An 18,648-nucleotide genomic window follows, 5' to 3' on the forward strand; every position below is an offset into this window, starting at 1 on the left:
TGCCTCGCTGCCTCGCTGCCGCGCTCTTCCACGCTGTGGCTCCCGAGGGGCATCTCCGTACTCCTGCGGGCAGCAAACCGCCCCGGCGGCTCAGGGCCGGCCGGGGCGGGTGGTGCGGGAGAGAGAGCGGTTCAGCCGAGGCCGTCAGCGCCGACCTGTACGGCCGACTCGTCGAGCACGGCGTCGGAGACGGGCTGGGGGCTGCCGTCGAGATCGAGCACGGGCGTGGCTTCCTTGTACCAGGAGGGGATCACGGCGTTGCCCCAGAAGTCGCGGCGGCGTTCGTCGTGGACGTTCCACCGGTACGTCTCGTGGTCCGGGTCGCCGGTGTAGTAATCGGAGGTGTAGATCTCCACCCGGTGACCGTCGGGGTCCCTCAGGTAGAGGTAGAAGGCGTTGGAGACGCCGTGCCGGCCGGGGCCGCGCTCGATGTGGTGCTCCTTGCGCAGCGAGCCGAAGATGTCCGCGGCGCGCAGCACCTGGTGCGATTCGTGGGTGGCCACGCCCAGGTGGTGCAGGCGGGGGCCCGCGCCACCGGTGAAGGCGACGTCGTGGACGGTCTGCTTGCGGTACATCCAGGCCGCGTACAGCTCGTGCTCGTCGCCCTCGATGGTCTCCGAGCAGCCGAAGCCGAGGGACTTGTAGTGGGCGTAGGCGGCCGGGATGTCGGGGGTGCAGATGTTGAAGTGGTCCAGGCGGGCGATCTCGGCGCCGTGGCGCAGGTCGTAGCGCTGGATGAGGCGCTCGGCGCGGTCGATCTCGTGGAAGAACTCGACCGGGAAGCCGAGGGGGTCGACGACGCGTACGGCGTCGCCGACACCATGGGTGCCCTGGCCCTTCTTCAGCCGCTTGACCGGCCGGCCCAGTTGGCGGAAGAACTTCTCCGCCTTGTCAACGTCCTCGGGGGTGCGGACCCGGTAGGAGAGGTGGTCGAGGGCGGCGAGCTCGCCCTTGCGCAGCACCAGGGAGTGGTGCGTGAGCTCGTCGGTGCCGCGCAGGTAGAGCGAGCCGGTGTCCTCGTACTGCACGTGGAAGCCGAGCATGTCGACCCAGAACCAGCGGGCGGCGCCGAGGTCGGTGACGGCGAGCTGGGCGTAGGCGGACCGGATGACGTCCGGGGCGTCGGGGTGCGGCTGCGTGCTCATGAGGCGGCTCCGAAGCGGGGCGTGTGGACGTCGCCGAGAGCGACGTGGACGATCTTCGACTCGGTGTAGAAGTCGACGCTGTGGACGCCTCCCTCGCGGCCGACGCCGGAGGCCTTGACGCCGCCGAAGGGGGTGCGCAGATCGCGGACGTTGTGGGAGTTGATCCAGATCATCCCGGAGTCCACGGCGTGGGCGATGCGGTGGCCGCGCTTGAGGTTCGAGGTCCAGATGTAGGCGGCGAGGCCGTACTGGGTGGCGTTGGCGAGCTCGACCGCCTCGGCCTCGTCGTCGAACGGCGCGACGGCGACCACGGGTCCGAAGATCTCCTCCTGGAAGATACGGGCGTCCCGGTCCACGTCGGCGAAGACGGTCGGCTGGAGGTAGTTGCCGTCGGGGAGGTGGTCGGGCCGGGTGCCTCCGGCCACCAGCCGGGCCTCCTTCCTGCCGATCTCCACATAGTTCAGGACGCGTTCGTAGTGCTCCGGGTGGACCAGCGCACCCACCTGGGTGGCCGGGTCGGACGGAAGCCCCACGCGCACGTTCGCGGCCCGCTCGGCCAGGCGGCGGGTGAACTCCTCGTACAGGGGGCGTTCCACGAGAACCCGCGAACCGGCCGTGCAGCGTTCGCCGTTGAGGGAGAACACCCCGAACACGACCGAGTCCAGGGCGGCTTCGAGGTCGGCGTCGGCGAAGACGACGACGGGGGACTTGCCACCCAGTTCCATGGAAGTGGTCTTCAGGTGCTGGGCGGAGGAGCGGATGATGTGGCGGCCGGTGTCGGTGGATCCGGTGAAGGAGATCAGTGGTACGTCCGGGTGGTCGACGAGGGCCTGGCCAGCCTCCTCCCCGATGCCGTGCACGATGTTCACGACGCCGGCCGGGACTCCGGCCTCGGTGAAGATCTCCGGCCACAGCGAAGCCGACAGCGGGGTCCACTCGGCGGGCTTGAGGACCAACGTGCAGCCGGAGGCCAGAGCCGGGGCCAGCTTCCAGCTCTCCAGCATGAACGGGGTGTTCCAGGGAGTGATCAGCCCGGCGACCCCGACCGGCTGGCGGACGACGTAGGAGAACTGCTCCTCGCCCTGCCGGAAGGCCTCCTCGCCGAGTGCGACGACGACGTCCGCGAAGTAGCGGAAGTTCTCGGCGGCACGACGCGCCTGGCCGCGGGCCTGGGTGATGGGCAGTCCCGAGTCGTACGACTCGAAGGCGGCGAGCCGGTCATGGCGGGCCTCGACCGCGTCGGCGATACGGTTCAGGACGTTGGCGCGGGCCCGGTTGGACAGCCCCGCCCACTCGTCGAACGCGGACCGGGCGGCTGCCACGGCACGGTCGACATCGGCGGACGAACCTCGGGCGGCCTGGGTGTACGTGGTGTTGGACGCCGGGTCGCAGACGTCGAAGGTGCGGCCGTCGACGGAGTCGACGAGCGCGCCGTCGATCCAGTGCCGGATGGCCGAAGGCAGGTTCTCGGGGATCACTTGTCGGTTCCGATCTGTGCGGTGAGGTCGCCGCCCTCGGCGAGCAGCGCGCGGATCTTCGTCAGGCCGGCCTCGGTCGGGCCGGTCAGCGGCGGACGCACGAAGTCCGAGGAGATACGGCCCTGCTGGGCGAGGACCCACTTGGCGGGGGCGGGGTTGGTCTCCACGAAGAGCAGGTCGACCAGGGGGTGCAGGCGGTAGTGCAGGTCACGGGCGGCGTCGAAGTCGCCCGCCTCCCACAGCTCGTACATCCGGGCCACGGCGGTCGGCGCGAGGTTGGCGACGGCCGACACGAACCCGGCGCCGCCCAGTGCCAGCAGCGGCAGGCACAGCAGCTCGATACCGGACCACACCAGCAGCGAGCGGCCGCAGGCGTGCAGCACGCGGGAGAAGTGCTCGAAGTCCTTGGTGGTCTCCTTGACTCCGACGAAGTTGTCGAAGTCGGTGAACAGCCGCTTCACCGTCTCAGGGGCGATGTCGACCGCGGTGCGGGAGGGCACGTTGTACGCGACGATCGGCAGGTCCGGGAACTCCCGGGCCACCGTCGCGTACCACTGGTAGAGGGCCTCCTGAGTGGGGCGCGCGTAGTACGGCGTGATGACGAGCGCCGCGTCCGCACCCAACTCAGCGGCGGCTGCGGTGAGTTCGAGGGTCTCGTCGAGCTTGTGCGAACCGGTGCCGGGCAGGAAAGGAACCCGGTCGCCGATCTCCTCGACCGCCGTGCGCATCCCCGCGATGCGCTCGGCGACGCTCTGCGCGCTCGGCTCCCCGGTCGAACCGCCCAGCGAGATGCCGTGCGAACCGGCGTCCAGCTGGAAGCGGACCAGCGCCCGCAGGCTGTCGTGGTCGACGGCGCCTTCCGCGGTGAACGGTGTGACGACCGGGGCGATGGACCCGCGGATGGCCGACGGGTCGCTGCGGAACTTCACTGTGTCTCTCCCTTGCACCAGTTCTCATAGGCGTCCCGCCAGGCCCCGCCCAGCGGATACAGGCCGTCCACGCTCTCGCCGGCGGCGACCTGTTCGGTGATGAACCGCTCCTGCCGCTCCTGTTCGCGGCAGTCGGCGATCAGCTCCTCGGCGAGGTCGGGTGGAACGACGAGCACGCCGTCGGCATCGCCGACGATCAGGTCCCCGGGCTGGACCAGGGCACCCCCGCAGGCGATCGGCACCCCGGTGTCCCAGGGGACGTGCCGGCGACCGAGGACGGACGGGTGTGCGCCGGCCGCGAAGACGGGCAGGCCCATCCCCGCGATGGCGGCACTGTCGCGGACGGCGCCGTCGGTGACCACTCCGGCCGCGCCCCGTTTGGCGGCCCTGAGGGCCAGGATGTCGCCGAGCGTGCCGGCGGTGGGGTCCCGTCGGGCGTCCATCACCAGGACATGTCCGGGGCGCACTTCCTCGATGGCCCGCTTCTGGGCGTTCATGCCGGTGCCGTGCCGTGTGAACAGGTCCTCGCGCAGCGGCAGATAGCGCAGGGTGTGGGCGACGCCCACCAGCGCTTCACTGCCCGGGACCATCGGCCGTACTCCGTCGATCGACATGTGCGGCAGCCCGCGTGAGCGCAGCTGGGCGCTGAGCGTCGCCACGGCGACCGAACGCAGCCCGTCCGCGAGTTGCGGGTCGAGCAGCGGCTGCGGCTCGTGGGCGAGCCCGTAGGCGGCCTCCCGCTCCGCCGGGTCGGTCTTGGGCATGGCCCCGTAGGGGGCGAGCGGATCACCTTCCGCGATCGGGTTGCGCAGCCGCCCGGTCGAGAGCTCGCCGGCGGTGACCTCGACCTCGACCAGGTCCCCGGGGTGGACGACCGAGGCGCCGGCCGGGGTGCCGGTGAGGATCACGTCCCCCGGCTCCAGGGTGACCAGCCGCGACAGGTCGGCGACCAGCTGGCCGAAGGGGAACAGGAGCGTGTCGGTGGTGTCGTCCTGGACCAACTCGCCGTTCACCCAGGTCCGCAGGCGCAGCGCTGCGGGGTCGAGGTGGCGGGCGTCCAACAGCCGTGGACCGAGCGGGGTGAACCCGTCCGCGCCCTTGGATCGGAGGTTGGAGCCGCGGTCGGCGTAGCGCAGGTCGTACACGCCCGCGTCGTTGGCGGCAGTCACCCAGCGGACGTACGACCATCCGTCCTCCGGCGCTACGCGCTGGGCGCGCGAGCCGATGACCAGGGCGATCTCGCCCTCGAAGCCGAGGAGTTCGCAACCGGCGGGGCGGACGATCGCCTGCTTGGTGCCCGCCAGCGACGACGGCGGCTTCAGGAAGTACGAGGGCTGGGAGGGGATGCGTCCCCGTTCCTTCGCCCGGCTGGGGTAGTTCAGGTGAACGGCGATGATCTTCGTCGGGGGGTTCCCGAGCGGATGCGTCATCAGGAACGCTCCAGGAACGCCTGCACCTTGGCCTTGTAGGGCTCGCGGTCGTACGACTTCACGTACGCGCCCGCCATGCGCACCGGGTCGCCGAAGAAGTAGTACTCGTACAGCGCCTGGCGGCTGGAGAAGGCGGAGATGCAGGTGTCCCAGACCAGCCGGAACAGCTTGACGCGCTCGGCGCCGGTCAGGGTCGCGGACTGCAGATAGGCCTCGATGTCCTCGGCGGCCGGGCCGTTGATGTCGAGCTCGGTCGGGGTGGCCATCAGACCGGAGGCGCCGAGCTTGCGCAGGATCTGCGGGAAGCGCTGGTAGAGCTTCGGGTAGAGGTTGCGGGCCGCGTTGAGCGGGGCGAAGGCGGGGGTGAGGACGCCGTACTCGTTGATCTCGGCGTCCGCCTCGGCGGCGCGCAGGAAGGCGCGGAGCATCTCCAGCGTGGTGATGATCTCGGCGATGTCCTCCTGGACGTGCTGGAACTGCTCGATGCCGATGGCCTCGGCGAGCAGGGACACCAGGCCGAGGATGTACTCGGTCTTGGCGGTGGTGCGGGTGACAACCTGGTGGGTCATGTGCACCACGGACGAGGTCTGCGAGTAGAAGCCGTTGCACAGCTCGGCGTCGCCGAGGGCGAAGCAGCGCTCGTAGGGCACGTGCACGTTGTCGAAGACGACCACGCAGTCCGACTCCTCGAAGCGGGAGCCGAGGGGGTGGTCGTGGCGCGGGCGGTCGTAGTCGAGGGGCTCGCGGGCGATGTAACGCAGGCCGGGGGTGTCGTTCGGGATGGCGAAGGCGTAGGAGTACGGCTTGTCCTCGGGGGTGCCGCGCAGCACGGTCGAGGGGAAGACGAGCATCTCGTCGGCGAACGGCGCGATGGTGGCCAGCATGCGGGCGCCGTGGACCACGACCCCGTTGTCGTCCTCCTTCACGATCCGCGCCGCCAGCTTGCCGCCGGCCTGCTGGGTGCCGGCCACGGACCGGTTGACCTGCGGCGGGATCAGCGTGTGGGTGCACAGAAGGTCCTCCTCGCGGACCTTCTCGTAGTAGCGGCGGATGTTCTCACCGAAGGCCGGGTTCGCCTGGGCGAACCAGTCGGCGGCCGAGGCGAGCGCCATCAGGGAGCTGTTCATGTAGTCGCCGGTGCGGCCGAGCATGCCGTTGCTGTGGTCGGCCCACACCTTCACCGCCTTGCGGCGCTTGACCAGGTCCTCCGGGGTCTTCGGCGTGAGGAAGGAGGTACCGACCGGCTCGCCGGAGGTGGGGGAGGTGTAGGTGAGGACGTCCTTGTGCTCGTCGCTGTGCTGCAGGTCGTACAACTCGGCGTACGTCCGCACCACATTGCGGAAGGCCGGGTGGTCCTGGACTCCGCCGGTGAGGGTCTCGCCCTGGATGTGGACGGTGGGGCGGGAGGCGGCGAGGCGCTCGAGGTATTCCTTGCCGGTGCGTGCGGCCATGTTCGTGCTCCTGAGAAGTGGTGCGGGCCAGCGGAAGGAGGCTGGTCAGATGAGGTGTTCGATGCCGTCGGTGGCCTCGGTCGCCGTACCGAAACGGCTCCAGGCGTAGGTGAGTGCGTCGCCGTCGCGGTGGCCCAGGTCGGTGACCCGGCCCAGGACGAGGGTGTGGTCGCCGCCGTCGTACGAACGCCACGGGTCGCACTCGATCCAGGCGAGGGGATGCGTGAGGCGCGGGACGCGTGCGCCCTCCACCCAGCGAGGCTCGGCCGCGCCCTGTGCCCCGGCGAACTGCCGTGCCAGCGGCTCCTGCTCGGCGCCGAGGATGTTCACGCAGAACGGCCGGTCGAGGAGCTGGTCGTGGCAGCGGGCCCGACGGGCAACGCTGATCAGCACCAGCGGGGGATCGGCGGAGACGGACGTGAACGAGTTCATCGTCGCGCCGCGCGGGCCGTCGTCGCCTTCGTACGTCACGACGGTGACTCCGGTCGCGAACCGCGACATGCAGGCGCGCAGGGCGCCGGGACTCGGCGGGGCGAGAGCTTCGGGCATGGGGAACTCCCTGAGAGCTGACTGGGCAGCGGGCGGGATGCCCTGGCTGGGAAGACCTGTTTCTTTCCGGCCTAGAGGGCAGGCGACTGGAGGGGCAGAGTGGGTGGTACATATGCTGACCAAAGCATGTAATCAAAGCTTTGATTAATTGGACGGTACCGCGAACGCGGGTACGACGGAAGCCCTCAGAGCGGGAAATCTGCTCCTTGCGGGAAACGACGTGGGTGTGGCGGCGGCCCCGACCAGACCGAACGCCTCGTCGCGCGGCCGAACCGTTCGTGCCGACCTGACTCCGAGTCGGTACGAGGGCCGCCAGGGCTGCGGTGGACGGGGCCGCTGGGCGTTCGTGTGTGCGTCGGGAGCCCGCGGGGAGTCGGTGGCCCGCTGGACAACCGGCCTACACTCCCGATGTGAACCAGGAACAGCCGGACGCCGACTATCTGCACTTCTGGTCGTTCATTGACCACGCCGTCGAGCGGGCCGGCCGGGAACTGCCAGGCATCGACCCGCTCGCGATGCGGCTCGTGCTCACCCTGCACCGGGCGGCCAACATGCTGGTGTACGACCTCGAGTCGACCGTGCACCGGCCCCGCGGCTGGTCGTGGCCCGGTTTCCGCGTCCTGTTCGCGATCTGGCTGTCGGGTCCGGTCGAGGCGAAGAAGGTGGCGGAACTGTCCGGTATGAGCCGGGCGGCCGTGTCGGCACTGGTCAACACCCTGGAGAGGGACGGACTGGTCAGCAAGGAGCGCGCCTCGTACGACGGGCGCGCGGTCCAGCTGGCCCTGACCGAAGCCGGTCTGGAAGCGATCACCACCGCCTTCCGGGCTCACAATGAGCGGGAACAGGAGTGGGCCGGCTCCCTCAGCGAGGAGGAGCAACGAACCCTCATCGACCTGCTGGGCAAGCTGACCGCTCACTCCACCCACTTCGACGCCCGGCACCGGGCCTAGGTGTGCTCACCACGGCCGTGGCCCTGCGCACGCCGTAACCTGGGCAAGGCGTGAACGGCCGCCGCACTGAGCGGGCTCAGCACGGCGAGTCATTCCTGGGCCCGTAGAGTCCGGCTGACCGCATCCTCGCCATTGGCGGCGTCGGTGCGACATGCGCAAGCTGCCCCCGAGAGCGCCTTGGCCCTGGGAGCAGCTTGTGTGGCCGGGACTCACATGTGGACGACCGGCGCCGCGTCGGGGTCTTGCACGGGGACGCCTCGGCGGTAGAGGAGGGCGCTGATGACCAGGCCGGCGGCGAAGAAGGCCGCGGACCACCAGTAGGCGGTGGAGTAGCCCTCCAGGCCGGCGTGGGCGAGGACCACCGGGTCCTGGGCGTCGCGGCCGTCGAGGTAGTTGGTGACGGCGGTGGTGGAGAGGGTGTTGAGGAGGGCGGTACCGAGGGAACCGCCGACCTGCTGCATGGTGTTGACGGCGGCGGAGGCGACGCCGGAGTCCTCGGGGGCCACGCCGGCGACGGCCAGGCTCATGGCGGGGGGCATCACCAGACCGAGGCCGAGGCCCGCGATGACCAGCGGGGGCAGGACGTTGGTGGTGTAGGTGCTGTTGAGGTCGAGGGCGGTGAGCCAGACCATTCCGGCGGCTGCCAGTCCCATGCCCAGTGGCACGACCGGCTTGGGGCCGATGCGGGGGATGAGGACGGTGGTGGCGAGGGTGGAGGCGAGCATGAGCCCGGCGACCATGGGCAGGAAGGCCAGGCCGGTCTTGATGGGGGTGTAGCCCAGGCTCTGCTGGAGGTAGTAGGTGAGGAAGAGGAAGACCCCGAACATTCCGGCGCCGCTGATCAGGACGGCTATGAAGGAGGCGCCGCGGTTGCGGTCGAGCAGGACGCGCAGCGGCAGCAGGGGGTGGGTGGAGCGGGTCTGCCACCAGGTGAAGGCGGCGAGCAGGATGCCCCCGGCCAGCAGATAGCCCCAGGTCTGGACCGAACTCCAGTCGTGGCTCTCGGCGTTGGAGAAGCCGTAGACGAGGCAGAAGAGGCCGCCGCCGACGAGGAGCGCGCCGGGGATGTCGATGGTGGCGGTCTTGTCGCGGGTGGTGCGGCGCAGCAGGAGTGCACCGCCGACGAAGGCGACGGCGGCGAAGACGAGGTTGACGTAGAGGGTCCAACGCCAGTCGAGGTGCTCGGTCAGCAGGCCGCCGAGCAGCAGCCCGATGGCTCCGCCGGCGCCGGCGATGGCGCCGTAGACACCGAAGGCCCTGGCGCGTTCCTTGGCGTCGGTGAACGTCACGGTCAGCAGGGACAGGGCGGCCGGTGCCAGCAGCGCGCCGAAGACGCCCTGGAGGGCGCGGGCGGCGACGAGCATCTCGAAGCTGCTCGCGGCGCCGCCGAGGGCGGAGGCACCGGCGAAGCCCACCAGTCCGACGAGGAAGGTCATCTTGCGGCCGAACAGGTCGGCGATACGGCCGCCGAGCAGGAGCAGGCTGCCGAAGGCCAGGGCGTAGGCGGTGACCACCCACTGGCGGTCGCCGTCGGAGAAGCCCAGGTCCTTCTGCGCGGAGGGCAGGGCGATGTTCACGATGGTCGCGTCCAAGACGACCATGAGCTGGGCCACGCCGATGACGGCGAGGATCCACCAGCGGTGACGCGGCGGTGCGTCAGACGGAGGGAGCATGGACACGGTGGCCGTGTCCGACGCGGGGGCTGATGTTTGGGACATGACGAAACTCCTGAGGAGAGAGGAAGAGAAACAGTTGAACGGTGTGGGACGGCTGCGTCGTCGGAGCTCGTCACGTGCTGTTGCGGTGGTGGTCCGTGAGGAAAGGCGGACGCGGGAAGGCGATCAGGCCGCCACGGCGTCCGGGCGAGCGCCTTCCGTGGCCTTGCGGTACGAACTGCCGTGGGGCAGGACGGCTGCCTTGAGCTGCTGTGCGGGTCCTGCCAGGGCTCGGCGGCGGGCTTCGTGGGCCGCGGCGGGGGAGTAGGTCTGCCAGTAGCGGGCCTCGCGGTTGAGCCTGCTGATCAGCGGGATGAGATCGGTCGAGGACGGGACGGCGGGGATCCCCAGGCGATCCGCCGACTCCTCACCGAAGGTCCGCCGGAGCACGCTGTGGATGAGGTGACGCAGCTGCTCCTCGGACAGGTCGACGCCCGGTGCGCCGGCCAACGCGCGGGCCTGCGCGTCGATCATGGCGGCGGTCAGAGCACGGGAATTCTCGTCGGGTGCGGGCGTCGTGAAGTCCAGCAGGTCCAGCAGCCGGCCCGCGCCGGCGTGGTCGCCGATGTCCCGGTAGAGGTTTTCGTCGAGTCCCAGGAGATGAGCGACGTACGACCAGTACTGGTAGAGGTAGCGCTCCTCTTCAGGGGTGACGCAGATGCCGACGGCATCCAGGGCCCGGAAGGCGGTGAGGGTGAATCCGAGCCAGCTGCGGGCCATGTCGAGCTGTCCGGTCGGTAGGCCCTCGGCGCCCCGGTCCCAGTCCTCGATGGCATCGGCCCGCATCCGGGCGTGGTGCAGCCGGACCCCGACGGTGGCCAGGTAGCCCGGCCGTCCGCGCAGCAGACCGCCGGGCCGGACGGTCTGGCGTGCCCACACCCCCGCCTCCGCGAGGCGGGGCGCGGCCATGTCCGTCGTTCTGCCTGTCCTGGCCAGCCGTTGTGCCGTGGCCGGGGAGGAGTAGGTATGGGCGAGCGCGCTGGTGAGGGAGCAGAGCTGGAACCACATGGGGGGTATGGACAGGCTGGTGACGTCGCCGCGATGGAGCATCAGGGGATCGACCCAGGCGGGAGGCGTCTCCAGTTGCCGCAGCAGTGCGGCCACGCCGACGGGGGGTTCCGTGTCCAGGCCCGCCAGGCCGTTGCTCAGGCCCGCGTCGAGGGCCTGCCGGGCAGGTGTGCCGTGGAGGTCCAGTTCGGCGATGACGGCATCGGCGAGTGGATCCCCGGCTGTGAGCAGGGTCAACAGGTGCGCTGTCATGCGGCACTCGCTTTCGGAGAGGGGCGCGCGGTCGGCTCCGGCATGAGTCGGTCGGGTCGGCCCTGGTGGGGGTGGGTAATTCCGGTGGTGATTCGTGCGGGTCGGCCCTGCGAGGAGCGGCCGACCCGATCGCTTGCCTCCTGCCGCAAGCGCTCTGACACCTGTCAGATTAGCTTTATTCTGACGAGTGTCAAGTAAGCTGTCGACGAGCCCCAAGCTGGTGGCCAGTCCCCAGAGGTCCGGGGGCGATCGGTGAGGAGGCAATTGATGGGAGCCAGAACAGAACCCGCCCGACGGCCGGGACGCCCGAGCGCGGACACGCGTGCCGTGCCCGACGAGGAGAGCATCCTGCTGCGCGGCCTGGAGGCCTTCGCCGAGCTGGGGTACGACGGCGGTTCCGCGCGGGAACTGGCCCGCCGCCTAGGCGTCAGCCACAACTTCATCAACGACCGCTACGGGTCCAAGGCGGCCTTCTGGCGTGCGGTGATCGACGCCGCCTTGCGGGCCCAACTGGAGTGCCTACCCAAGACGGATCCCTCGCTCGACGATGCCGAGCAGCTGCGCCTGATCATCGCCGGCTTCTACCGGAGCGCGGTGGACACGCCGCTGGTCGGACGGGTCCTCGTCGACGAGTTCTCGCGGGACACGGAGCGGCTGGACTACCTCTACGAGCAGTACATCGCGCCGACTCTGCAGCTCATGGTGCCCAGCATCGAACGGCTCGTCGCCGCCGGGCGCATGGCGCCCATCCCGATGGACGTCATGTTCTTCGCCGTCATCCCTCCGGTCTCGGGCATGCTGGACGGGCCTTTGGCGCGACGCCTGGGCAGGCCGGACCCCGCCTCGCCGGAACAACTCACGGCCACGGCCGAGCGGTTGGCACTGCTCGTGGTCAACGGACTGCTCGCGACGGGGGCGGAGGGTGGCCGCGGCGCCTGATCCGGCTGCCCCGTCCCGGTGCGTGCTGGACGGCGACCAGGGGGCGCGTTCCATCGGGCGGGGCGGGACCGCCGCGTCCTGCCAGGCGCACCAGACGCCGGCGTCGCGGAAACCGGATCTCGGTGCCATGCGAAAAGGGCCCCGCAGGCTTCGCCTGCGAAGACCCTTCGCACCGCCGGACGGCAGCATGTGAACAGGACCCTGCCGACCCCGTGGCCGGCGAGCGGTCAGGCAGCCTTCTCCCAGGTGCCCTGGCCGTCGAGGTAGAAGTCCTCTCCGACCATCAGACCGTCGCGGAACGGGATGACGATGGCCTGCCTCGCCGTCAGCACGAACACGTCGTCGGCGGTTCCCCCGTCCGGCAGGGGCACTCCCGTCTCGGCCAGCGCCGCGCCAGGCAGCCGAAGACGCACGTACCCGTCCCAGGCGATGGCCTCGTCACTGATGAAGAAATGATCGATCTCGACTTCGAGACCGTCCATGTCCAGCGAGCCGTTCGCCATGCTCTCGAGGTAGTTCGCGCACACCGCGTCCCGGTAGGCGACCGGACCGCCGTTCCGCGCGATCGCGCCGGGGTCGCCGTAGTTGTGGTAGACGCAGTCGTCCACCAGCGTTGCCATGGTCCGCTCGATGTCGTGGTCGCGTACCTCGGCGACCGAGTGCTCGATGAGCAAGCCGATCATCGCGGCATGCTTCGGATTCTTCGTCTCCGCCTTCCGGGCTTCGAGGAAGTCGATGAACCTCGCCATGTCGGGCAGGCGAGCCCCCGTGGTCGTCGATTCCTCCCGCTGTTCAACGGTCGCCATGAACTCCTCCTCGAGATCGGTTGCGGGATGTCGCGTCGTTCGTCAGTTCGGCCATGAGCCGTCGACGAACAGGTCGGCATGGCCCGCCTTGCGGGTGGTCTTGGGGTCCGGATCGGGCCATTCGGCCATGTGCAGGTGCATCGTGCTCGCGGCCGTCATCACCTCGATGAAGTACGGGCCGTCCGCTTCGATCGCACGCCGGATCGCCGGCGCGAGCTCGTCCGCCTTGTCCACCCGCTCGCCCGGCACGCCCATGCCTTGGGCGACCGCGGTGTAGTCCGTCTCGGGAAGGTCGGTCCAGTGCGTGAACGGCACCGAGCCCGGGCCCCCGTGCTCGCGGCCGCGCCGACCGCCGTACAGGCCACCGTTGTTGAGGACGATGCTCACGACCTTGAGATTGCGCTCGGCGAGCACCGAGAGTTCGCTGCAGTCGTAGTAGAAGCCGGCGTCGCCGCCGACGCTGACGACGAGGCGGTCGGGTGCGGCGAGTTTCGCGCCGATCGCCACCGGGAGGGACGACCCCAGCGCCGCGTAGTGGAAGCCCAGCGGTGCCGCGAAGCCGGAAGGGTACTTCGACTCCCGGTACACCATCCCGGGCACCGGGAAGCCCTCGTCGTTGACGAAGATGGTCCCCGCGGGAACCTCCTCCGAGAGGACCTGGCCGATCGCGGCTGGCATGATCGGGTCGGTGCCGACGAAGGACCTCAGCGTCTCGGCGTAGGTGTCCTTCGCTGTCGCGATCTCCGCTGTCCGCACCTCGTCCGCGCGGTGCCGGCTCTCCGCACCGGAGGCCTGCAGCCGGTCGTTGAGCTGGCCGAGGAACGCCTTCGCGTCGGCGACGATGCCCAGCGTCGGCTGGAAGATCCGGCCGAGCTGAGACTCCTCAATGTCGACCTGTACGACCTTCTCCGGCTTGGCGAGGGACCACGACAGGGTGGCCGTCTGGGAGAAGGAGAACCCGACCGCGACCCACAGGTCGGCCTCCTCGGCCACCTTGGTGCCCGTCCCGAAGTACCCCCAGCCGCTCATGTCGCCCGCGTAGAGCGGGTGGTCGTCCGGCAGGACCGCGCGGCCTCCCGCCCCGCTCGACACCACCGGGATGCCGGTCGCGTCGACGAACCGGCGCAGCTCGCCCGTCGCGTCGGCGAGATGTATGCCCGCACCTGCCAGGATCACGGGCCGCTCGGCGGCCTCGATCAACTCCAGCGTCCGCCGTACGCTCGTCTCGCCCGCCGCGGGCGGCTCCGGCAGCGTGAGCTGCTCGGTCCTGACCGTGGTCCTCTGGTACATCGCGCCCTGCGTGAGGTCGAGCACCGCGGGGCCGAACTTGCCGGTGCTCGCCGCGAGCACCGCCTGCCGGACGGCCAGCGGCAGGTCCTCGCCGTCGACGACACGCTTGATGTACTTCGACAGGGGCTTGAGCGCCGGATACAGCTCGGTCGCGTCCTGCAGGATGTCCCGCATGTCCCACGCCGCCGCGCTCTCGATCAGCATGAGAACCAGGGGGGTGGAGTCGAGCTTGGCCGCGTACACGACCGGCGAGGCGTGCAGCGCGCCGACGCACCACGTGAGTGCCGCGGAGGCGGCCCGCCGCTTCACGCGGTTGTAGCCGTAGGACATCCACGCCGCGGACAGCTCGTTACGCGCGTTGAAGTCCTTGATGTCGTGCGCGATGATGCTGCGCTCCAGGCTCGTGGACACACCACCCGTGTAGCCGAAGACGTACTCGACCCCACACGCGGTGAGCGTCTCCACGACGGCGACCGATCCCTCCCGGAACGGCAACCGGGCGCCCGACCCGACTCGCACGGCCTCCACCGGGGCTCGCTCCTTGAACGGCCCGACGCCCAGCTCGACGTGGCCCAGGAGAATGTCGCCCTCGACCTCCGCCTCGAAACGAAGCGTGGCCGGGTTGCTGCCGACGGCGACGGTCCAGGACAGGCGCCGCCCCTTGATGTCTCCCTCGCCGGTGCTGGAGCCCTCCGGGGTCTCGAACCGCACCGACAGTGACTCGCCGTCCGGGGTCAGGGTGAGCACACCGTTCCGCGGCGGGAACGCCCCCGGCCGCAGGGTGAGGTCCCACGTGCCACCGATCCGCGTCGCGGCCTCGTCAGCAGTTGTCATCGAATGCTCCTCCACGTGCCTCGGGTCGGCGGATGTCAGGTCTGGGTGGTGCCGCGTAGCCGGTCGCGCAGTTCGCCGCGGCGGATCTTGCCTGACACGGTCTTGGGCAGATCACTGACGAAGTGGATCCGGCGTGGGTATTTGTAGGGGGCGGTCAGGCGCTTGACGTGGTCCTGCAGTTCCTCGGCGAGCTGCGGTGAAGGGGCGGCGTCGGGGTGCAGGATCACGAACGCGGTGACGATCTGGGTTCGGTCGGGGTCGTCCTGTCCGACGACCGCGGCTTCGATGACGGCCGGATGTTCGACGAGCGCCGATTCGACCTCGAACGGGCCGATGCGGTACGCCGAGGACGTGATCACATCGTCCTGGCGGCCTTCGAACCAGAAGTAGCCGTCCTCGTCACGGCGCGCCTTGTCGCCGGTGAAGTACCAGCCGTTGGTGAACGCGGCCGCGGTGGCGTCGGGATCGCGCCAGTAACCGGTGAACAGCCCGGCCGGCCGCTCGGGCTCCACCCGGATGGCGACGTTGCCCTCGTCGCCCACCGGCACCGACGCACCGTCGTCGTCGACCACGTCGACGTCGAACCCGGGAACGGGTTTGCCCATCGACCCGCTGCGGACCGGCAGGCAGCGGAAGTTGGCGAGCACGTTGACCGTCTCGGTCTGGCCGTAGCCGTCGTGGACGACGAGCCCGCGCGTGCCTTCCTCCCAGATCCGGATCACCTCGGGATTGAGTGGCTCGCCGGCCGAGACGCAGTGGCGCAGCCGGGAGAGGTCGTAGCTCGCGAGATCGGCGACGACCAGCGAGCGGTAAAGGGTCGGCGGCGCGCAGAGTGTCGTGACTCCGTGGCGCTCGATCGTGTCGAGGATCAGATCGGGGTCGGACTTGCCCAGGTCCATCTCCAGGACGGTCGCGCCCTGGGCCCACTGCCCGAAGAGCTTGCTCCACGCGGCCTTCGCCCACCCGGTGTCCGACAGCGTCCAGTGCAGGTCCCCGGGCCGGAGGTCCTGCCAGTAGCGGGCCGTGACCTGGTGGCCGAGCCCGAAGCTCGCCTGGGTGTGCGCGACCATCTTGGGGTACGAGACCGTGCCGGACGTGAAGTAGATGAGCATCATGTCGTCGGCGGCGGTCGGGTCTGTCGGCGTCGGCCCGTCCGACGCCCGCGCCAGCAGCCCGTCCATCGTGTGCCAGCCGGCGGACGGCGCGGAGCCGACGACGATGCGATGGGCGAGCGTCGGCAGGCGGTCGGTGAGCTTGTCGACCTTGACCGCCCCCTCGCCGTCCGTGATGACCGCGACCGCTTCCGCCCGGTCGACGCGGTACTCGATGTCACGGGAGGTCAGCTGCGGGGTGCCGGGGACGGGGACGGCGCCGATCCGGATCGCGCCGAGCAGGGCCACGTACCATTCGGCGATCCGGGGGAGCATCACGAAGATCCGCTCGCCCTTGCCGACACCGATCCCGGCGAGGGCGTGTCCCATGCGCCGACTGGCCAGGTTGAGTTCGCGGAAGGTGTACGACGCGGTGACCCCGCCGTCGCGGCGCAGTGTCACCAGGGCGAGTTCGTCGGGGCTCTGCTGCGCCCGGCGCTCGAGGATGTCCAGGACGGCGTTGAACCGCTGTGGAACCTCCCAGCGGAACCGGGCCCGCTCGGCGTCGTAGTCCGTCATGTTGGGGACGGCATCCCGTCCCGGACGTTTCACCGGCATACGCTGTCTCTCCTCCCGGCGAGCTGTCCCGCGAGCTCCCTTGGCTGCGGTGATCCGAGGCTCGCCCGGCGGGTTCATCGCCGTAAACCCCCCAAAGGAAGCGCCCTGTGCCCTACCTTCGGACGCTGGTGACGGCCGTGACGCGGTCCTAGCCTCGCAGGGTGTCCCCCGGCCGATCCGGGCACGATGTGCGCCTGTCGGAGGTCGTCGTGCGTCCGCACCCGGGGGCCGGGCAACCCCGAGGTCACCGTGGAGGACAAAGTGAGCGCGGACGAGTTTCGTTTCGATGGACGAGTGGCGATCGTGACCGGTGCGGGCAGCAACCCCGGGCTCGGACGGTCGTACGCGATGCTTCTGGCATCGCGGGGGGCGAAGGTCGTGGTCAACGATCTCGGTGTCGGTCCCGACGGGCGCGGGCAGATCGGTCCCGGTGCCGAGGCTGTGGTCGAGGAGATCCGCAAGGCCGGCGGCGAGGCTGTCGGTGACGGCCACTCGGTGGCCGAGCGTGACGGCGCGCGGGCGATCGTGGACACCGCTCTCGACGCCTGGGGCCGGGTCGACATCCTGATCAACAACGCCGGCATCGCACCGTTCGCGAGGTTCGACGAGATCACCGACCAGGACATCGAACGCGTCGTCGGCGTCCACCTCATGGGTCACATATGGATGACCCGTGCCGCCTGGCCGCATATGACCGCGCAGAACTACGGGCGCCTGGTCAACGTCAGTTCGGGCGTCGGGCTTGCCGGGTTGCCCACCCAGTCGATCTACGCCGCCGCCAAGCTGGGCGTCGTGGGGCTGACCCGCTCACTGGCGGCCGAGGGAGCAAAGCACGGGATCAGGGCGAACGCCATCTCGCCCTATGCCGACACCGTGGCTCTGCAGACCATGCTCACCGCTGAGGCCAGCAAGCAGAACCAGTCAGCGGGGCTGACCCCCGAAGTCGTGGCCCCGGTCGCGGCATGGCTCGCCCATGAGGACTGCACGATCACCGGCAGGGTGATCGAAGCGGCGGCCGGCTCCTTCAACGAGGCGTTCATCAGCCAGACCAACGCCGCCCCGCCGAATCCGGACCTGACGCCCGAGGACGTGGCGGCCTCGATGGAGGGCGTACTCGACCGCACGGGAGCAATCCCGTATCGCGATGGCGGCGACTTCATCTACGACATGATCAAGCCGTACGAGACGACACCACGGACCGCATGAGGACCTTCGGCAGGTGACGCTGCTGAGCCCGCACCGGACGAGCTGACGGTGCGGGCCCTGCTGCCATCGGCACAGGGAACATCCTCGTCAGGATGACGCCAGTGCCTCGCTCCAGCGCTGCCACCAGCGGCGCTGGTTGCTCTCGCCGTAGACAGAGGTGCTGGCCTCGCCGGGCCCCATCCAGGCGGGCCTGGGCTTGTAGTCGCTCATTCCGTCCATGCCCATCTGGAAGTTGAGCTTCATGTCCTGGCGGGCGAACGCCGAGCGGCCCACCATGGGGCCGCCGCGCCAGACGACGGTGTCGTCCTGCTCGAACACCCCCGAGGGGCTGAAGCCGAAGACACTGCCCTCGTACGAGGCCTGGTTGAACTCGGGCGTGGCCGAGTTCCACACCATGGGCCAGTTCCACAGCTCGAACTGCTCGGGCCCCCGCGGCTGCCACTGCCGCAGAGCGGTGAAGCACACCGGCGGTCGGCCCCGTTCGGTCGAGGCGATGGCCCGGATCAACGACAGGTTCGGAAAGATGGTGAAGCCGACCACCCCGTACCGGGACTCCAGGAACTCACGCTGCCCGGCGCCCAACCGGGCGAGATCGAAGGTCGAGGCCACCTCGGGTGGGTAGTCCATGACCCAGAGCGGCTCGGGCAGGAGATTCGGGGTGATGATGAGCCCGTGCCCGCCTTCGAGAGCGACATGGAACTGTGTGCTGAGAGACTCTCCGAGGTCGGGGAGGAGACCGATGTCCTCGAGCGAGCTGTGTGCGGACTGGACGTGGTAGGCGTCGCCGACGAAGTTCTCGGCGCCTGACTTCCAGTTGGCGGGGACGATCCAGCGGTGGGGGTCGCCGGCGGCCCGCATGCCTTGTTCGTTGAGGCCGAACACGACGTCCAAATACCAGCACATGTCGCCGAGGTACTCGCGCAGGGGGACCGCGTCCGGGTCCAGGCAGGCGAAGAT

General features: G+C 69.8%; 15 protein-coding genes. 3 read left to right on the forward strand and 12 right to left on the reverse strand.

Going from position 1 to position 18,648, the window contains the following annotated elements:
• Window positions 1–131: 131 nt before the first annotated feature.
• Genes hpaD through ACWD4O_RS46340 form a run of 6 tightly spaced genes read right to left on the reverse strand, consistent with a single transcriptional unit; the run spans window position 132 to window position 6,982 of the window.
• Window positions 132–1,145 carry a 3,4-dihydroxyphenylacetate 2,3-dioxygenase gene (gene hpaD, locus ACWD4O_RS46315; RefSeq protein WP_451289117.1) on the reverse strand — a complete coding sequence of 338 codons (1,014 nt, stop codon included), beginning with the start codon at window positions 1,143–1,145 and terminating at the stop codon, window positions 132–134.
• Window positions 1,142–2,623 (reverse strand): 5-carboxymethyl-2-hydroxymuconate semialdehyde dehydrogenase, encoded by a 1,482-nt coding sequence (gene hpaE, locus ACWD4O_RS46320; RefSeq protein ID WP_451289118.1) that lies wholly within the window; start codon window positions 2,621–2,623, stop codon window positions 1,142–1,144. The genes hpaD and hpaE overlap by 4 nt, the downstream gene beginning before the upstream one ends.
• Window positions 2,620–3,552 (reverse strand): 4-hydroxy-tetrahydrodipicolinate synthase, encoded by a 933-nt coding sequence (gene dapA / locus ACWD4O_RS46325; protein WP_451289119.1) that lies wholly within the window; start codon window positions 3,550–3,552, stop codon window positions 2,620–2,622. The genes hpaE and dapA overlap by 4 nt, the downstream gene beginning before the upstream one ends.
• A complete protein-coding gene (locus ACWD4O_RS46330) occupies window positions 3,549–4,982 on the reverse strand; it encodes a fumarylacetoacetate hydrolase family protein (RefSeq protein WP_451289120.1) in 1,434 nt (477 codons plus the stop codon). The genes dapA and ACWD4O_RS46330 overlap by 4 nt, the downstream gene beginning before the upstream one ends.
• Window positions 4,982–6,433, reverse strand: coding sequence for a 4-hydroxyphenylacetate 3-monooxygenase, oxygenase component (hpaB, locus tag ACWD4O_RS46335; RefSeq protein WP_451289121.1), 1,452 nt, complete (start codon window positions 6,431–6,433; stop codon window positions 4,982–4,984). Before hpaB ends, ACWD4O_RS46330 begins: the two co-directional genes overlap by 1 nt.
• Before the next feature lie 45 nt (window positions 6,434–6,478).
• Window positions 6,479–6,982 carry a flavin reductase family protein gene (locus ACWD4O_RS46340; RefSeq protein WP_451289122.1) on the reverse strand — a complete coding sequence of 168 codons (504 nt, stop codon included), beginning with the start codon at window positions 6,980–6,982 and terminating at the stop codon, window positions 6,479–6,481.
• 410 nt (window positions 6,983–7,392) lie between these two features.
• On the opposite strand from ACWD4O_RS46340, the gene ACWD4O_RS46345 reads away from it, so the two are divergent.
• Complete coding sequence (locus tag ACWD4O_RS46345; protein ID WP_451289123.1) at window positions 7,393–7,932, forward strand: MarR family winged helix-turn-helix transcriptional regulator; 540 nt, start codon at window positions 7,393–7,395, stop codon at window positions 7,930–7,932.
• Window positions 7,933–8,141: 209 nt separating this feature from the next.
• On the opposite strand, the gene ACWD4O_RS46350 is transcribed toward ACWD4O_RS46345, so the two are convergent.
• Together ACWD4O_RS46350 and ACWD4O_RS46355 are read right to left on the reverse strand one after the other, a co-directional pair.
• Window positions 8,142–9,650 (reverse strand): MFS transporter, encoded by a 1,509-nt coding sequence (locus tag ACWD4O_RS46350; protein ID WP_451289124.1) that lies wholly within the window; start codon window positions 9,648–9,650, stop codon window positions 8,142–8,144.
• A gap of 123 nt (window positions 9,651–9,773) precedes the next feature.
• Window positions 9,774–10,907, reverse strand: coding sequence for an oxygenase MpaB family protein (locus ACWD4O_RS46355; protein ID WP_451289125.1), 1,134 nt, complete (start codon window positions 10,905–10,907; stop codon window positions 9,774–9,776).
• Between the two features lie 267 nt (window positions 10,908–11,174).
• On the opposite strand from ACWD4O_RS46355, the gene ACWD4O_RS46360 reads away from it, so the two are divergent.
• Window positions 11,175–11,846, forward strand: coding sequence for a TetR/AcrR family transcriptional regulator (locus ACWD4O_RS46360; RefSeq protein WP_451289126.1), 672 nt, complete (start codon window positions 11,175–11,177; stop codon window positions 11,844–11,846).
• 227 nt (window positions 11,847–12,073) lie between these two features.
• Here the strand turns inward: ACWD4O_RS46360 and ACWD4O_RS46365 are convergent, their stop codons facing one another.
• Genes ACWD4O_RS46365 through ACWD4O_RS46375 form a run of 3 tightly spaced genes read right to left on the reverse strand, consistent with a single transcriptional unit; the run spans window position 12,074 to window position 16,446 of the window.
• Window positions 12,074–12,652: a hypothetical protein gene (locus ACWD4O_RS46365; RefSeq protein ID WP_451289127.1), complete on the reverse strand. Its 579-nt coding sequence runs from the start codon at window positions 12,650–12,652 to the stop codon at window positions 12,074–12,076.
• A gap of 42 nt (window positions 12,653–12,694) precedes the next feature.
• Window positions 12,695–14,776 carry a thiamine pyrophosphate-binding protein gene (locus ACWD4O_RS46370; protein WP_451289128.1) on the reverse strand — a complete coding sequence of 694 codons (2,082 nt, stop codon included), beginning with the start codon at window positions 14,774–14,776 and terminating at the stop codon, window positions 12,695–12,697.
• Window positions 14,777–14,811: 35 nt separating this feature from the next.
• Window positions 14,812–16,446: an acyl-CoA synthetase gene (locus ACWD4O_RS46375; protein ID WP_451289129.1), complete on the reverse strand. Its 1,635-nt coding sequence runs from the start codon at window positions 16,444–16,446 to the stop codon at window positions 14,812–14,814.
• 333 nt (window positions 16,447–16,779) lie between these two features.
• Here ACWD4O_RS46375 and ACWD4O_RS46380 point away from each other — a divergent pair, with 333 nt between their 5' ends.
• Complete coding sequence (locus ACWD4O_RS46380; RefSeq protein WP_451289130.1) at window positions 16,780–17,691, forward strand: SDR family NAD(P)-dependent oxidoreductase; 912 nt, start codon at window positions 16,780–16,782, stop codon at window positions 17,689–17,691.
• 87 nt (window positions 17,692–17,778) lie between these two features.
• Here ACWD4O_RS46380 and ACWD4O_RS46385 read toward each other — a convergent pair.
• Window positions 17,779–18,648 (reverse strand): SRPBCC family protein (locus tag ACWD4O_RS46385; protein ID WP_451289131.1); only part of this gene is annotated, 870 nt, incomplete at its 5' end.

It is taken from the genome of Streptomyces sp. NPDC002623 (genome assembly GCF_053592635.1).

What these genes read in the sequence shown, in the direction of transcription:
- hpaD (WP_451289117.1), bottom strand. Translation starts at nt 1,145, where the DNA reads ATGAGCACGCAGCCGCACCCCGACGCCCCGGACGTCATCCGGTCCGCC.
- ACWD4O_RS46330 (WP_451289120.1), bottom strand. Translation starts at nt 4,982, where the DNA reads ATGACGCATCCGCTCGGGAACCCCCCGACGAAGATCATCGCCGTTCAC.
- hpaB (WP_451289121.1), bottom strand. Translation starts at nt 6,433, where the DNA reads ATGGCCGCACGCACCGGCAAGGAATACCTCGAGCGCCTCGCCGCCTCC.
- ACWD4O_RS46340 (WP_451289122.1), bottom strand. Translation starts at nt 6,982, where the DNA reads ATGCCCGAAGCTCTCGCCCCGCCGAGTCCCGGCGCCCTGCGCGCCTGC.
- ACWD4O_RS46350 (WP_451289124.1), bottom strand. Translation starts at nt 9,650, where the DNA reads ATGTCCCAAACATCAGCCCCCGCGTCGGACACGGCCACCGTGTCCATG.
- ACWD4O_RS46355 (WP_451289125.1), bottom strand. Translation starts at nt 10,907, where the DNA reads ATGACAGCGCACCTGTTGACCCTGCTCACAGCCGGGGATCCACTCGCC.
- ACWD4O_RS46360 (WP_451289126.1), top strand. Translation starts at nt 11,175, where the DNA reads ATGGGAGCCAGAACAGAACCCGCCCGACGGCCGGGACGCCCGAGCGCG.
- ACWD4O_RS46365 (WP_451289127.1), bottom strand. Translation starts at nt 12,652, where the DNA reads ATGGCGACCGTTGAACAGCGGGAGGAATCGACGACCACGGGGGCTCGC.
- ACWD4O_RS46370 (WP_451289128.1), bottom strand. Translation starts at nt 14,776, where the DNA reads ATGACAACTGCTGACGAGGCCGCGACGCGGATCGGTGGCACGTGGGAC.
- ACWD4O_RS46375 (WP_451289129.1), bottom strand. Translation starts at nt 16,446, where the DNA reads ATGACGGACTACGACGCCGAGCGGGCCCGGTTCCGCTGGGAGGTTCCA.